We start from the raw sequence: 14,777 nt of genomic DNA, 5'->3' as shown, positions 1-14,777 counted from the left end.
GCAGCTCGTTTGCTGCGGGCCGGTGGGGGCTGGTCGCGCGGTTCCCCGCGCCCCCGTTCGGGCGAACGGGGGCGCGGAGTTGCCGAGCTACTGCGGATCCGGGCCGACGGCCACCGGCCGTGCCGGGTCCCCCGACCACTCCGACCAGGAGCCGACGTACAGCGCGGCCGGGATCCCCGCGACCGCCAGGGCCAGGACCTCGTGGGCGCCCGAGACACCCGATCCGCAGTACACGCCCACCGCGGTGGTGTCCGCCGCGCCCAGGGTCTTGAACCGGGCTGCCAGTTCGTCCGAGGGCAGGAAGCGTCCGTCCGCCCCCACGTTCTCGTTCGTGGGCGCCGAGACAGCGCCCGGGATGTGCCCGCCGACCCGGTCGATGGGCTCGACCTCGCCCCGGTAACGCTCCCCCGCGCGCGCGTCGAGCAGCAGCCCGGAGCGGGCCAGCGCGGCGGCCCCGTCCGCGTCGAGCAGCTCGACAGCGCCCGGCACCGGCGTGAAGTCGCCCTCGGCGGGCGCGGGTACGTCCGTGTCGAGCACCCCCTCCCAGGACGGCAACCCGCCGTCGAGGACCCGCACGTCCGGGTGACCCGTCCAGCGCAGCAACCACCAGGCGCGGGCCGCCGCCCAGCCCTGCCCGCCGTCGTACACGACGACCGGGACGCCGGCCGAGACGCCCGCCCGGCGCATGGCTGCGCCGAACACCTCGGGGTCGGGCAGCGGATGCCGGCCGGCCGGTCCCGACGCCGAGGCCAGTTCCCGGTCCAGGTCGACGAACACCGCGCCGGGGAGGTGCCCGGACGCGTACTCGGCACGCCCGTCGAAGGGCGCCGCGCCGCCCGCGGCGGGCATGCTGAGCTGCCAGCGGACGTCGAGGAGAACCGGCGGTCGAGAACCGGCCAACTCGTTCACTAGTTCGGGTGCGGAGATGATGGTGTTCATGGCTCCATCCTTGCGCACGGGGTGGCCGCGACGGCCCGCTCGGGCTACTCTCCCGCCGGACAGGTCCGATCACGTGGCGTACGGGATCGGGCACGTGCTGTACGACCGATGGACAGTCCGCGGCGATCGCCCGGAAATCGGCGGGTGGCGACGGTTCGGGCACCCTCGGACGAGGACGTGCGGGGTCGGCGCGGCCCGGGGGCGCGGTACCGCGGGTGGTGCGAGCATCGGCACGGAGCGTCCGTGCACACGACACCGCGGCACGGCACACCGACGTACGCAACGGAGCACGCCCCACGAACGGCGTGCGGCAGATCCGCCGACGGGGCGGACAGCGGAAGTGACACGGCCACCGCGAGGGGTCGAGGAGAGAGTGACGATGACCGAGGCACGGGAGTCGGCCGGCCGGAGCAGCGAAACACATGCCCGGCACGCGCCCGGTACACCCTGCTGGGTGAGTCTGATGGTGCACGAGGTGACAGCGACCCAGGATTTCTACGGGGAGTTGTTCGGCTGGGAGTTCGAGCTGGGGCCCCAGCAGCTCGGTTGGTACGTACGGGCCCTGCTGGACGGCCATGAGGTGGCCGGCATCGGCCAGCTGCCGCCGGACCGCCACCTTCCCGTCGCCTGGACGCCCTACCTCGCCTCGGACGACGTGGACCTCACCGCGGGGATGATCCGGCACTCGGGCGGCACCGTGGGGGTGGGCCCCCTGGACGCGGCCGACGCCGGCCGGCTGGCGATCGCCTCCGACCCGATGGGGGCGGTGTTCGGCATCTGGCAGACCGCCGCCCACCTGGGCACGGGCATCACCGGAGTCCCCGGCACGCCCGCCTGGAACGAGTTGGTGACCCGCGACTCGTCGAGCGTCACCAAGTTCTACAGGACCGTCTTCGGCTACGAGGAGGAGCCCGTGGTGTCGGCGGACTTCGACTACGTCACGCTGCACGTCGAGGGGCGTCCCGTCGCCGGTGTCCACGGCGTGGGCAACTTCCTGCCCCGCGGCCGGGGCCCGCATTGGATGACGTACTTCGAGGTCGCCGACACGGACACGGCCGCCGCCCGCCTGGTGGACCTGGGCGGCCATGTCGTCAAACCGCCGCACGACAGCGAGCACGGCCGTGTGGCGACGGTGACGGACCCGGAAGGGGCGCTGTTCTCGCTGATCCAGGGGGCCCACTGACGGCCCCCCGGAGGGCCTTTACGCGGGACGCAGGACGCTGTGGATCGCGGCCTCGCCGGCGGCGAAGATCGAGTCCTCGCGCACCCGCGCTCCCGGGCTCGGCGCGTGCATCATCATTCCGTCGCCGACGAAGATGCCCACATGGCCGACATGGCCCGCGTCGCCGTGGAAGAACACCAGGTCACCGGGCAGGATGTCGGCGACGTTGATCGCCATGCCGGCGCTCGCCTGCTCGTGCACGGCACGCGGGAGCGAAACGCCGGCGGCCTTCCATGCGGCCTGGATGAGACCGGAGTTGTCGTACGACCCCGGCCCGGCCGCGCCCCAGACACACGGCCTGCCGATCTGCGCACGGGCGAAGGCGACCGCCTTCGCGGCCTTCGCGCCGGAGTCCACGACGAACGCGATGCCGTTGCCGATGCTCGCGCCGGCCCCGGGAGCGGTGAACGCGTCGGCGCCGAAGTAGTGCGTGCCCGTGCCGTAGGACGTCTGCGTCCCGTGGGGCGGTGTGTGGGTTCCGTACGACGCCTCGGTGGCGTACGACGTCTCGGTGGCGTACGACGCCTCGGTGGCGTACGACGTCTCGGTGGCGTACGACGTCTGAATGCCGTGGGGCGGTGTCTGCGTGCCGTAGGCCGTCTCCGTGACGGGGAACGGGTCGGCGACCGGGAACGGTTCGGTGACGAGGGGGAGTTCGGTGACTAGGGCGTAGTCACCGTCACGCAGTGTGCCCGCGTAGAGGGGCGTCCCCGCGTCGAGGGACGGGTCCGCGCTCCGGCCGACCGACTGGGGCAACTGCCATTCCTCGGCGGGCTGGGGGCGAGCCTGGTCCACGGAGTCGGGGAGGCGCCAGGTGTCCTCGGCGGGCAGCGCGCCGGTCGCCGGGAACGGGGTGGCGCTCTGGGTAGCCGTCGGGAACCAACTGGGCTCGGTCGAAGGCGCGTTCAGGCCCCCCTGGGCCTCCTGCCGAGGTGCGGGCACAGCGGGCAGGACGGTCGTGGGTGCGGCGGACAGCGCGGCGACCGGCGCGGGCGGCAGCGCGGCCATGGGCCCGGGTTGCGGCGTGGCCGTCGGCCCGGTGGGCAGTGCTGCGGTCAACTCCGGCAGGGGACGGGCGGTCGGCTCGGCGGGAGGAGCGGCGGGTCGCGCGGGCCGGGCCTCCGGCGCGCGGGCCGGTCTCCTGTCCGGCGGCAGCACCGCCGGCACGGTCGGGCCGAGTTGGGCGCGGCCCACGTCGAACCAGGGACGGGCGACCTCGTCGAGTGCGGGATCGGAGCGCCTGCGCGCGGTGTCGGGCACCGGTTTGACGCGCTTGCGTATCCCGAGCCTCATCGCGCGGGTGGCGTTGAAGGTCCCGGTGAAGCTTTCGGCCTGGTCGTAGAGGCTGTTGATCCGCTGCTGGACCTCCTCACGGCTCGGCCCATCATCTCGGGTTCGTTCCGGCGCCATGCGGGACGAGCTCCTTCCGTGTACGTCCTCCCGGCCAACCGTCAGGTATGTACGGCAGGTTCGGGAAGTTGTTCGGAGGTCAACTTAGCCAACTTGTGTGCTTCAGGTGAAGGTTGAAGCGCGAAATGCCCGATACGTTATTGTGACCTTCATCGTATCCAGAACGGCCGGAAAGAGCGCCCGGCAAGCACGATCAAGCCGAATTGACCGGCAGGACGTCCGGGGAGATGACGGAGGCGTGCGCGGAGGCGCTCGTCATACGGCGCCGGTGGTGGCGTCGGCACAGCACCTCGTAGCCGATGTCCGCAGCCGGGCGGTTCACATCACCGACGACGACCTGCTCGCCCTCCACGACCATCACGCCCCCGACCGTGCGGGCGTTGTGCGTGGCCCGCGCCCCGCACCAGCACATCGCCTCGACCTGAAGGGTCTCTATCCGGTCGGCCAGCTCGATCAGCCGCTGGGAGCCCGGGAAGAGCTTCGTACGGAAGTCGGTGGTGATGCCGAACGCGAAGACGTCCAGCCCCAGGTCGTCCACCACCCGCGCCAACTGGTCGATCTGGTCGGGCGCGAGGAACTGCGCCTCGTCCACGATCACATAGTCGACCTTGCCGCCCCTGGACATCTGGTCCACCAGGTAGGCGTGCAGATCCATGCCCACGGCCGCCTCGACGGCCTCCGTCACCAGACCGAGCCGGGAGGAGAGCTTGCCCTCCCCCGCCCGGTCGTCGCGGGTGAAGATCACGCCCTGCAGACCCCGGGCCGACCGGTTGTGCCCGATCTGGAGTGCCAGCGTCGACTTCCCGCAGTCCATCGTTCCGGAGAAGAACACCAGCTCGGGCATGGGAGGTTGAGCACCTTTCGGCGAGAGACGGGACTGTCGGGGCGGGACGGGCCTCAGGAGCGTACTTGCAGGAGCGGGACCAGTTGTTCCGCAGGGGTCATCGAACCGTGGTTGCCGACCATCGCCGACTCCCTCGGCTCCCGCTCCGAGGCGACGATCAGGACGTCGTCCCGGGCCGCCGCGACCACATCGCCTATCCGCGCGTACACGCGTTCGTCGACCGTCGGTCCGAACCAGCCCGCCGCGATCGCCTCTTCCCGCGAGGCCACCCAGAACTGCTCGCCGAGCACCTCACGCCAGCAGGTCAGTACGTCGGCCTCGGCGCCCGGCACGGCGTACACGTGCCGTGCCCGGCCCTCGCCGCCCAACAGGGCGACTCCGGCGCGCAGTTCCCAGTCCTCGTCGAAGTCGATGCGGTGCTGCTCGTCGAACGGGATGTCGATCATGCCGTGGTCCGCGGTGACATACAGCGCGGCGCGTGGCGGGAGTTGCTCCGCCAGTCGCTGGACGAGCCGGTCGACGTACATGAGCTGACCGCGCCAGGCGTCCGAGTCGACCCCGAAGCGGTGCCCCTTGCCGTCCACCTCGGCGTAGTACGTGTAGACCAACGAGCGGTCACCGGCGGCCAGTTGCTCCGCCGCGAGGTCCATGCGGTCCTCGCCGGTGAGCTTCCCCCGGAACGTTCCGCCACTGAGCGCGATCTTCGTCAGCGGGGTGTTCTCGAAGGTCGGTGAGGAGACCTGGGCGGTGTGCACACCCGCCCGGTCGGCCAGTTGGAAGACCGTGGGATAGGGCTGCCACGCGCGCGGGTCCGTCCACGGCTGCCAGCGCAGCTGGTTCATCAGCTGGCCGGTGGCCGGATCGCGCACGGTGTAACCGGGCAGACCATGTGCGCCGGGAGGCAGCCCGGTGCCGACGGAGGCGAGGGAGGTCGCGGTGGTCGCCGGGTAGCCGGTGGTGATCGGCCGCCCCGTGCCACCGCGCGAGCTGCTCATGAGCGAGCTCATGAAAGGGGCCTCGTCCGGGTGGTCCCGGAGCTGCTCCCAGCCCAGGCCGTCGATCAGGAACACGCAGTTCCGGTCGGCGGGTTCCAGCTCCGGGATCGCCCGGGACATGTCCGGTACGTCCATCCCGGCGGCCAGGGTGGGCAGCAGGTCGGCGAGCGAGCCCGTGCCGTAGTGCGGGACGGGGGCGGAGGAGACGGCCAGCGGCTCCGGGTGGTCCCAGGTGGTCGGGTGGGACATCAGCGCGTGACGTCCGCGGTCGCTTCCGAGAGGGCCTGCGCGAAGACGAGGGCCTGCCGGACCGTCTCCGGGCCGTCACCCGCCTCGCTGACGCGCAGGCTCAGGTCGTCGGCCGTCGAGTTGCCCGTGTAGCCGTGGTCCGCCTCGCAATTGGGGTCGCCGCAGGCTGCAGGCTCCAGGTCGATGCGGGAGACGGCTCCCCAGCCGATGGTCAGGACGACCTCGCGGGGCAGTGTGCCCGGCGTGTACGACTCCGGGTTGGCGACAACCCTGCTGACGACGACGGACGAGATCCGGCCCAGCTTCACGGACTCCGTGGACGTGGTGGCGTACGGCGTCGGGGACGTCGTGTCCTCGGCCTGCTCGTCGGTGTGGCTGACAATGAAACGGTTGCCCGTGAGGACGAGCACGGTCACGTGCCGACGCACCTCGTTCGCGTCGAATGTCGTCTCCTGGTGGACCAGGTACGACCGGATGGAGTCGCCGCCGATCGCGGCCTCCACCGCCTCGGCCACGAGGGCCGGGTAGTAGCCGCTGCGCTCGATCGCCGCTCGCAGCCCCTGGGTCGACGTACTGGTCTTGGCCATGTGCCCATCCTACGGGGGCACACTGACTGCGAGGCACCGCTCAGTACACAGGAAGTGTCCGGGGGCCCAGGTCGTCGCGCACGGGCGGCGGCGCCAGCCGCACCGACGCCCCGAGGACGCTCAGGCCGTGCTGCGCGACGACCACCGGCTCCAGGGAGACCGCGATGACCTCGGGATGGTCGTCGACGAGCCGCGACACCCTGAGCAGCAGCTCCTCCAGCGCCCCGGTGTCGACCGGTGCGGAGCCGCGCCAGCCGAAGAGGATCGGTGCCGTGCGGATCGACCGGATCAGCGAGGACGCGTCGCGGTCGGTGACCGGTATCAGCCGGTGCGCGGTGTCCCCGAGCAGCTGGGAGGCGGGCCCGGCGAGCCCGAAGGAGAGCACCGCGCCGGCCGCCGGGTCGATCACCGCCCGTACGACGGTGTCGACTCCCCGCGGTGCCATCCCCTGGACGACGGGCCGTACCTCGTCCGGGCTGCCGAAGAGGCCGGTCAGTTCGGCGTACGCCCGCCGCAGTTGCTCCTCGTCCGCGAGGTCCAGGCGTACGCCGCCCAGGTCGGCGCGGTGTCGCAGGTGCGGGGCGGTGGCCTTGAGGGCGACGGGGTAACCGATGTTCCGCGCGGCGGTCACGGCCTCGTCGGGGCTCGGGGCGGGCAGGGCGCCGCGCACCGGGATGCCGTAGGTCCCGAGGAGCTCGCACGTCTCGTCCGTACCGAGGGTGAGCCCCTGTCCGCGCGCGAGGAGCCCGCCGATCAGGTCGGCGGCCGCCTTCTCGTCGATGTCCTCGTAGCCGGGGACCTTGCCGGGCTCGGCGGCCTCCCGCCGCCACTGGGCGTACTTCACGGCTTCCCCGAGGGCCCGCACGGCACGCTCGGCCGCGGGGTAGGCGGGGATCAGACGCGAGCCGGAGCCGGGGGCGGCGGTGGGTACGGGCGCGGACGCCGGGGCCTGCGACGCCGGCGCGGGGGACGACTGCCTCGCATGCGGCGCGGTGCTGGCCGCGGCCGACAGGGCCTCCGCCAGCCCGCCCAGCTCGACGTGAACCACCAGCACCGGCTTCCCGGGCACCTCGGCCGCGGCCGACCGCAGCGCCTCGGCCAGGGCGGCGTCCCGGGCGCCGGCCTCCCCGACGGTGGGGATCGCGGTGACGACGACCGCGTCGCAGGTGTCGCTCGCCAGCGCCTGGGCCAACGCCCGGTGGAAGTCCTCCGGCGAGGCCCCCGTGGTCAGGTCCAGCGGGGCCGACGGCCGCAGTCCCTCGGACAGACACGCGTCGTACGTCAGCAGTCCGAGCGACTCCGAGTTGCCGAGGATCGCCACCCGGGGCCCGGCGGGCAGCGGCTGGCGGGCCAGCAGCAGCCCCGCGTCGACCAGTTCGGTGATCGTGTCCACCCGGATCACCCCGGCCTGGCGCAGCAGTGCGGACACCGTCGCGTGCGACAGCCGCGTGGCCCGTACGGCGTGGCCCTGGGGAGCGGCGCCGCTGTGCCGCGCCCCCTGCACGACCACCAGGGGCTTCGCCGCCGCCGTGCGCCGAGCGAGGCGCGTGAACTTGCGCGGGTTGCCGATGGATTCGAGGTACATGAGGACGACATCGGTGTCCGGGTCGTCGTACCAGTACTGGAGTACGTCGTTGCCGGACACGTCGGCCCGGTTGCCGGACGAGACGAAGGTGGACACACCGGTGACGCCGGTGACGCCTCCGCCGCGCCGGTGCAGCCGGGACAGTAGCGCGATCCCGATGGCACCGGACTGCGCGAACAGGCCGATCCGGCCGGGCCTCGGCATCTCCGGGGCGAGTGACGCGTTCAGCCGGACGTCCTCAGCCGTGTTGATGACGCCGAAGGCGTTGGGGCCGATGATGCGCATCCCGTACGTACGCGCGTGCCGTACGAGTTCACGCTGTCGCTCGCGTCCCTCCGGGCCGCTCTCCGCGTACCCGGCGGAGACCACGACGAGCCCCTGCACGCCGTGCTCACCGCACTCGGTGACGACATCGGGGACGTGCGCGGCCGGAACGGCGACGACGGCCAGGTCCACGGGGCCCGCGATGTCGCGCACCGACCGGTGGGCCGGTACTCCGTCGATGTCCTTCTGGTCCGCCGGGAAGGCGCTGTTGACCGCGTACAGGTCACCGGTGAAACCGGCGTCCCTGATGTGGTCGAGGACGCTGCGGCCGACACCTCCGGGGGCGCGGCCCACGCCGACGACGGCCACGGCGCCCGGGACGAGCAGACGCCGTACGGAGCGCGCCTCAGCCCGCTGCTCACGCGCGCGTTGCACGGCGAGCGAACGGTCGGTGGGCTCCAGGTCGAACTCCAGGCGTACGACACCGTCCTCGAAGCTGCGCTTCTGGGTGTAGCCGGCGTCCGTGAACACCTTGATCATCTTGGTGTTGGCCGGCAGCACCTCGGCGGCGAAGCGGCGGATCCCGCGCTCCCGGGCGACAGCACCGATGTGCTCGAGGAGGGCGGAGGCGACGCCCCGGCCCTGGTGCGCGTCCTGCACCAGGAAAGCGACCTCGGCCTCGTTGGCGGGACCGGAGGCGGGCAGTCCGTCGGCATCAATCCGGTCATAGCGTACGGTGGCGATGAACTCGCCGCCGACCGTGGCCGCGAGCCCCACCCGGTCCACGAAGTCGTGGTGGGTGAAGCGGTGGACGTCCTTGGCGGACAGACGCGGATACGGCGCGAAGAAGCGGTAGTACTTCGACTCGTCCGAAACCTGTTCGTAGAAGCTGACCAGCCGGTCGGCGTCGTCCACGGTGATGGGGCGGATGCGGGCGGTGCCGCCGTCGCGCAGGACGACGTCCGCCTCCCAGTGGGCGGGGTACTCGTGCCGGTCCGACGAGTTCTGCATGCGCCCCAGAGTACGGCTCGCGTCCGACAACGTCGCAGGGCAGTCTGTGGGGACCGAAGTCGGGCCCAGGCCGGGGTTCGAACGCGGTTCCGGGACGGGTCAGTGCCCGCTTCCCGGCACGCTTCACGCTATGGAACAATGGTCTAGACAACCCTGAGACAGTGAAGGGCAGCATCACATGGCTGAGCGCCGCGTCAACGTCGGCTGGGCGGAGGGCCTCCACGCCCGCCCCGCCTCCATCTTCGTCCGTGCGGCCACGGCCGCCGGCGTCCCCATGACGATCGCCAAGGCCGACGGCAATCCCGTCAACGCGGCCTCCATGCTGGCGGTCCTCGGCCTGGGTGCCCAGGGCGGCGAGGAGATCGTCCTCGCCTCCGAGGCGGAGGGCGCCGACGCGGCGCTCGACCGTCTGGCGAAGCTGGTGGCCGAGGGACTCGAGGAACTTCCCGAAACGGTCTGAGGAACCCTGCGGGGTCCTCGGTCGACGGTGGCGGCGAACGTCACCCGAAATGCACCACCCGCACACGTCGAAGGGCCCGCCCGAATATCGGGCGGACCCTTCGTAATTCCCGGTCACGGGCAGCAGAAATAATCCCCCGCGAATTCAACCCTCTTTGTATACGGCGCCCGTGTTAATGACGCAGGCCCATCATGTTTACGGGATGTTGCGAAGTCCTCACACGATCCGGACGGTCCCCGTCGCCCGGAAAGCGCAGCCGGTGCGCGAGGGTCGCCCGCTCGGTGTGCAGTGCCGTGACCGCCCGCGCGCGCTCGCCGTCGCCGCGCGCCACCGCGTCCACGATCGCCCCGTGCTCCGCCCAGGACTCGACGGGGTTGGGCGGTGCCTCCACCGCGTACATCCAGGCGATCTTGTGCCGCAGCTGGGTGAGCGTCGAGGCCAGGGCATGGCTGCCGGAGGACTGGGTGAGCGTCTCGTGGAACCAGCCCCCCAAGGAGCGCAGATCCTCGCTGTTGCCCCTTCTGGCCCGCTCCTGGCCGAGTCTGACCAGGCCGCGCAGCACCTTGAGATGGGCCTCGGTGCGCCGCTGGGCGGCCCGGGAGGCGCCCAGCGGTTCCAGGAGCATGCGCATCTCCAGCAGGTCGGAGGCCTCCTGCTCAGTGGGTTCCGCGACGCACGCGCCCGCGTGCCGCCGGGTCACCACGAAGCCCTCGGCCTCCAGGGTGCGCAGGGCCTCGCGGACGGGGACGCGCGAGACGCCGTACCGGCGGGCGAGCAGTTCCTCGGTGAGCCGGCTGCCGCGCTCGTAGACACCGGCGACGATGTCGTCCCGGATCGCCGTGCATACCGAGTGCGCCGGAATACGCATGTCCGACCTCCGCTTTAATCCCCGTGAAACGTCGACGATTGACGTGTGTTCAGTGACTCTATTGCAGAGAACCGGAATTTCCGACGGCAGGCCGGAATCCGTGGATATTTTTTGGACACAGGACACCCCGAAACGCCGAAAGCCCCGGCTGGAGGAGCCGGGGCCACGACGAGTGATGCGAAGAGGTGTCAGACGTTCACGCCGTGCGAGCGGAGGTAGGCGACCGGGTTGATGTCCGAGCCGTACTCCGGGGTCGTGCGGGCCTCGAAGTGAAGATGAGCACCGGTGACGTTGCCGGTGGCCCCGGAGAGGCCGATCTGCTGGCCCGGGGTGACCGTCTGGCCGACGGAGACATTGATGGAGGACAGGTGACCGTACTGAGTGTACGTACCATCAATCATCTTGATCACGATGTTGTTGCCGTAGGACCCGCCCCAGCCGGCCTCGACGACCGTGCCGGAGCCCACCGCGTGGACTGTGGTGCCGGACGCGGCGTGGAAGTCGACGCCGGTGTGGCTGCCGGAGGACCAGACGGCGCCGCCCGCCTTGTAGCCGGTGGAGATGTACGAGCCGGAGATCGGGGCGACGAAGGCGTTGAGGCGCTTGCGCTCGGCCTCACGGGCGGCGCGGGCCTTCACCTCGCGCTCCTGCTTGACGCGTTCCTCGGCCAGCTTCTTGGCGGCGGCCGCGGCCCGCTTCTCCGCGGCCTCGATCCGCTTCTCGGCGGCGGCCTGTTCGGCTGCCTGCTCCTGGGCGGCGGCCTGAGCGTCTATCTGCTCGGCGAGCGACTCACCGATGGAGATCACCGGGGTGAGCCCGGTCTGCTCGACGGCGGACTCCGTGGCGAGTGCCGGGGCGGCGAGGGCGCCCACGACGCCGGTGGTCGCGAGGGCCGCGACGCTGGCCGCGCGAGCGGTCGTACGGTTGACAAGGCTGGGGCGGCTGGGACGACGGTGCTTCCCGGTGGCGCGGGTGAACGCCATGTAGTGGTTGTTCCTTTCCTCCTTCTCGCCTACCGGGTTAGCTGACGGGTTCGGAGCAGGAAGGTCTCCTACGGGCTCCCTCGCGGCACGCGCGGGCGTCCGATTCACCCCAGGGACTGCACAACGTGGGTCCCCGGCTCCCCTGGCTCGCGCCGTACGGGGACTCGGCGATGACTGTCCGGTGCCGCGACTGCGGCGCACTGCGTGACGGACAGCCGGACAGACGCTAAGCGCGACTACTTTCAAATAACAAACCGATCACGGGTTTTGTCGCACATGCCACAGTGCAGACTGTCAACCTCTCCATCAATACGGGCAACTTGCGCATCAACATGGACAAACAGGGGCCCGGTGACGCTTCCGTCACCGGGCCCCTGCCGTCTACGACGTCTACGACGCCTCTGCGGACGGTGTCTCTACTCGGCGGGTACGACGCTCACTTCGCCGATGCCGAGAGCCCTGACGGGCGCCTCGATCTCCGCCGCGTCGCCCACGAGGACCGTCACCAGCCGGTCGACCGGGAAGGCGTTGACGGCCGCCGCGGTGGCTTCCACGGTGCCGGTCGCCGCGAGCTGGCGGTACAGCGTCGCCTGGTAGTCGTCGGGCAGGTGCTGCTCGACCTGGTCGGCCAGGGTGCTCGCCACGGCCGCCGCGGTCTCGTACTTGAGCGGGGCGACGCCGACCAGGTTCTGCACCGCGACATCACGCTCGGCGTCGGTGAGCCCCTCGGCCGCGAGCGTGCGCAGCACCTTCCAGAGGTCCTCGAGGGCGGGACCGGTGTTCGGGGTGTCGAAGGAGCCGCTGATGGCGAGCAGCGCGGCACCCGTACCGTCCGGAGCGGAGCGGAGGACCTGACCGAACGCCCGCACGCCGTAGGTGTAGCCCTTCTCCTCGCGCAGGACACGGTCCAGACGGGAGGTGAGGGTGCCACCGAGGCAGTACGTGCCGAGGACCTGGGCGGACCAGACCCGGTCGTGCCGGTCGGCGCCGATGCGGCCGATGAGCAGCTGGGTCTGCACGGCGCCCGGGCGGTCCACGATGACGACCCGGCCGGTGTCGTCGGCGGTCACCGGCGGCACCGGCCGCGGCTCGGCCGAAGTGCCCGTCCAGGCGCCCAGGGTGTCGCCGAGGAGCGCGTCCAAGTCGATGCCGGTGAGGTCGCCGACGACCACCGCGGTGGCCGTGGCGGGCCGGACGTGGCTGTCGTAGAAGGCGCGTACGGCCGCCGAGTCGATCTTGGCGACCGTGTCCTCGGTGCCCTGGCGCGGACGCGACATGCGTGAGGCCGCCGGGAACAGCTCCTTGTACAGCTGCTTGGCGGAGCGGCGGGCCGGGTTGGCCGTCTCGTGCGGGATCTCGTCGAGCCGGTTGCGCACCAGCCGCTCGATCTCGCTGTCCGTGAAGGCGGGCGCCCTGAGGGCGTCGGCCAGCAGACCGAGCGCCTTGGGCAGTCGCGACACGGGGACTTCGAGGCTGAGGCGGACGCCGGGGTGGTCGGCGTGCGCGTCGAGGGTGGCGCCGCAGCGCTCCAGTTCGGCGGCGAAGTCCTCGGCGGAGTGCTTGTCGGTGCCTTCGGAGAAGGCCCGGGCCATGATCGTGGCCACTCCGTCGAGACCGGCGGGCTCGGCCTCCAGGGGGGCGTCGACGAGCACCTCGACGGCGACGACCTGCTGGCCGGGGCGATGGCACCGCAGGACCGTCAGACCGTTGCCGAGCGTGTCCCGCCCGGGGGCCGGGAAGGCCCAGGGCTTGGCCTCGCCCGCCTGGGGCTGGGGGTGGAACTCCATCGTGGCGAGCTCGGTCACTTGGCCGCCTCCTCGTCGGTGTCGGTGTCGCTGTCGGCGCTCAGGGGCTCGTAGACGAGCACCGCGCGGTTGTCGGGGCGCAGTCGCTCCTTGGCGGCCTGCTGGACCTCCTCGGCCGTCACCTCGAGCACGCGCTGCACAGCGGTCAGCGCGAGCTGCGGGTCGCCGAACAGCACCGCGAAGCGGCACAGTTCGTCGGCGCGGCCCGCGACCGTACCGAGCCGGTCCAGCCACTCGCGCTCCAACTGGGCCTGAGCGCGCTCCATTTCCTCGGCCGTGGGGCCGTCGGCGGCGAACCGGGCGAGCTCCTCGTCCACGGCGGCCTCGATGACCGGCACCTCGACGTCCGCGGACGTCTTGACGTCCAGCCACCCCAAGGAGGGTGCTCCGGCCAGCCGCAGCAGGCCGAACCCGGCCGCCACCGCCGTACGGTCCCGCCGTACGAGCCGGTTGTAGAGACGGGAGGACTCTCCGCCGCCGAGGATGGTGAGCGCCAGGTCGGCCGCGTCGCACGCGCGCGTGCCGTCCTCCGGGAGCCGGTAGGCGGCCATCAACGCGCGCGAGGGAACCTCCTCCACGACGACCTCGCGCAGTTCTTCGCCGATGGCGTCGGGAAGGGCGCCGGAGCGCGGCGCGGGCTTGCCGTCATGTCCGGCGATGGATCCGAAGTACTTCTCGACCCAGGCGAGGGTCTCCTCGGGATCGATGTCCCCGACGACCGACAGAACGGCGTTGTTGGGCGCGTAGTACGTGCGGAAGAACGCGCGCGCGTCCTCCAGGGTCGCCGCGTCCAGGTCGGCCATCGAGCCGATCGGCGTGTGGTGGTAGGGGTGGCCCTCCGGGTAGGCGAGGGCGGTCAGCTTCTCGAACGCCGTCCCGTAGGGGACGTTGTCGTAGCGCTGCCGGCGCTCGTTCTTCACGACGTCCCGCTGGTTCTCCATGGACTCGTCGTCGAGGGCCGCGAGCAGCGAGCCCATGCGGTCCGCCTCCAGCCAGAGGGCGAGCTCCAGCTGGTGGGTGGGCATGGTCTCGAAGTAGTTGGTGCGCTCGAAGCTGGTGGTGCCGTTGAGCGAGCCGCCCGCGCCCTGGACCAGTTCGAAGTGGCCGTTGCCCTTCACCTGGCCGGAGCCCTGGAACATCAGGTGCTCGAAGAGGTGAGCAAGGCCCGTACGGCCCTTGACCTCGTGGCGCGATCCGACGTCGTACCAGAGGCACACCGCCGCGACCGGGGTCAGGTGGTCCTCGGAGAGCACCACGCGCAGCCCGTTGGCGAGGCGGTGCTCTGTAGCTGTCAGGCCGCCGGAGCCTGCCTCGGCTGTGGCCGTGTGACCCATGGGCATGTACGTCCCTTCGATCGCGGATGCGGTTGTTGCAACCGCTGTTTTCCTGCCGGTCCTGCCACTGTATGCAAGCGTGTGGAGTGCTGGCGAAGTTCCCGGCGGACGTACGCCTACAGCGAGATTCGTGAGGCGGCAGGCGGTACGTTTCAGCATCGTCGTCCACAGCCCAGCACCGCCTCAGGGACGGCCCTTGGTCCACGTTGTCAGTGCGGCAG

At 71.4% G+C, this 14,777-nt stretch carries 12 protein-coding genes and 1 riboswitch; of the genes, 2 read left to right on the top strand and 10 right to left on the bottom strand.

Annotated features, from left to right (window positions below; genetic code table 11):
* Window positions 1-87: 87 nt before the first annotated feature.
* A complete protein-coding gene (locus tag PV396_RS02500) occupies window positions 88-939 on the bottom strand; it encodes a sulfurtransferase (RefSeq protein ID WP_319199904.1) in 852 nt (283 codons plus the stop codon).
* Window positions 940-1,318: 379 nt separating this feature from the next.
* On the opposite strand from PV396_RS02500, the gene PV396_RS02495 reads away from it, so the two are divergent.
* Window positions 1,319-2,122 carry a VOC family protein gene (locus tag PV396_RS02495; RefSeq protein ID WP_319199903.1) on the top strand — a complete coding sequence of 268 codons (804 nt, stop codon included), beginning with the start codon at window positions 1,319-1,321 and terminating at the stop codon, window positions 2,120-2,122.
* A gap of 18 nt (window positions 2,123-2,140) precedes the next feature.
* On the opposite strand, the gene PV396_RS02490 is transcribed toward PV396_RS02495, so the two are convergent.
* The 5 genes from PV396_RS02490 to PV396_RS02470 all read right to left on the bottom strand — a co-directional run bounded on the left by PV396_RS02490 (window position 2,141) and on the right by PV396_RS02470 (window position 9,106).
* On the bottom strand, window positions 2,141-3,571 hold the full coding sequence (locus PV396_RS02490; protein ID WP_319199902.1) for a C40 family peptidase: 1,431 nt from the start codon (window positions 3,569-3,571) through the stop codon (window positions 2,141-2,143).
* A gap of 193 nt (window positions 3,572-3,764) precedes the next feature.
* The gene (locus PV396_RS02485) at window positions 3,765-4,415 is read right to left on the bottom strand and encodes a thymidine kinase (protein ID WP_319199901.1); all 651 of its coding nucleotides are present in this window, start codon (window positions 4,413-4,415) and stop codon (window positions 3,765-3,767) included.
* A 53-nt stretch (window positions 4,416-4,468) separates the two neighbouring features.
* Window positions 4,469-5,659, bottom strand: a complete 1,191-nt coding sequence (locus PV396_RS02480) for an alkaline phosphatase family protein (protein WP_319199900.1) — start codon at window positions 5,657-5,659, stop codon at window positions 4,469-4,471.
* A complete protein-coding gene (locus PV396_RS02475; protein ID WP_319199899.1) occupies window positions 5,659-6,246 on the bottom strand; it encodes a DUF5998 family protein in 588 nt (195 codons plus the stop codon). Before PV396_RS02475 ends, PV396_RS02480 begins: the two co-directional genes overlap by 1 nt.
* A gap of 40 nt (window positions 6,247-6,286) precedes the next feature.
* Window positions 6,287-9,106 (bottom strand): GNAT family N-acetyltransferase, encoded by a 2,820-nt coding sequence (locus PV396_RS02470; protein ID WP_319199898.1) that lies wholly within the window; start codon window positions 9,104-9,106, stop codon window positions 6,287-6,289.
* Between the two features lie 178 nt (window positions 9,107-9,284).
* Here PV396_RS02470 and PV396_RS02465 point away from each other — a divergent pair, with 178 nt between their 5' ends.
* Window positions 9,285-9,566, top strand: coding sequence for an HPr family phosphocarrier protein (locus tag PV396_RS02465; RefSeq protein WP_006379745.1), 282 nt, complete (start codon window positions 9,285-9,287; stop codon window positions 9,564-9,566).
* Window positions 9,567-9,738: 172 nt separating this feature from the next.
* On the opposite strand, the gene PV396_RS02460 is transcribed toward PV396_RS02465, so the two are convergent.
* From PV396_RS02460 to PV396_RS02445, 4 genes are all read right to left on the bottom strand, one after another.
* Window positions 9,739-10,434 (bottom strand): GntR family transcriptional regulator, encoded by a 696-nt coding sequence (locus PV396_RS02460; protein ID WP_319199897.1) that lies wholly within the window; start codon window positions 10,432-10,434, stop codon window positions 9,739-9,741.
* 188 nt (window positions 10,435-10,622) lie between these two features.
* On the bottom strand, window positions 10,623-11,417 hold the full coding sequence (locus PV396_RS02455; protein WP_319199896.1) for a M23 family metallopeptidase: 795 nt from the start codon (window positions 11,415-11,417) through the stop codon (window positions 10,623-10,625).
* A gap of 11 nt (window positions 11,418-11,428) precedes the next feature.
* Window positions 11,429-11,597, bottom strand: a riboswitch (cyclic di-AMP (ydaO/yuaA leader).
* 236 nt (window positions 11,598-11,833) lie between these two features.
* Window positions 11,834-13,222 (bottom strand): pitrilysin family protein, encoded by a 1,389-nt coding sequence (locus PV396_RS02450; protein ID WP_319199895.1) that lies wholly within the window; start codon window positions 13,220-13,222, stop codon window positions 11,834-11,836.
* Window positions 13,219-14,556 carry a pitrilysin family protein gene (locus PV396_RS02445; RefSeq protein WP_319200627.1) on the bottom strand — a complete coding sequence of 446 codons (1,338 nt, stop codon included), beginning with the start codon at window positions 14,554-14,556 and terminating at the stop codon, window positions 13,219-13,221. The genes PV396_RS02450 and PV396_RS02445 overlap by 4 nt, the downstream gene beginning before the upstream one ends.
* Window positions 14,557-14,777 lie beyond the last annotated feature (221 nt).

It is taken from the genome of Streptomyces sp. ME02-8801-2C (genome assembly GCF_033793965.1).
Taxonomy (GTDB): domain Bacteria; phylum Actinomycetota; class Actinomycetes; order Streptomycetales; family Streptomycetaceae; genus Streptomyces.
This window is presented reverse-complemented; position numbering and strand designations above follow the sequence as displayed.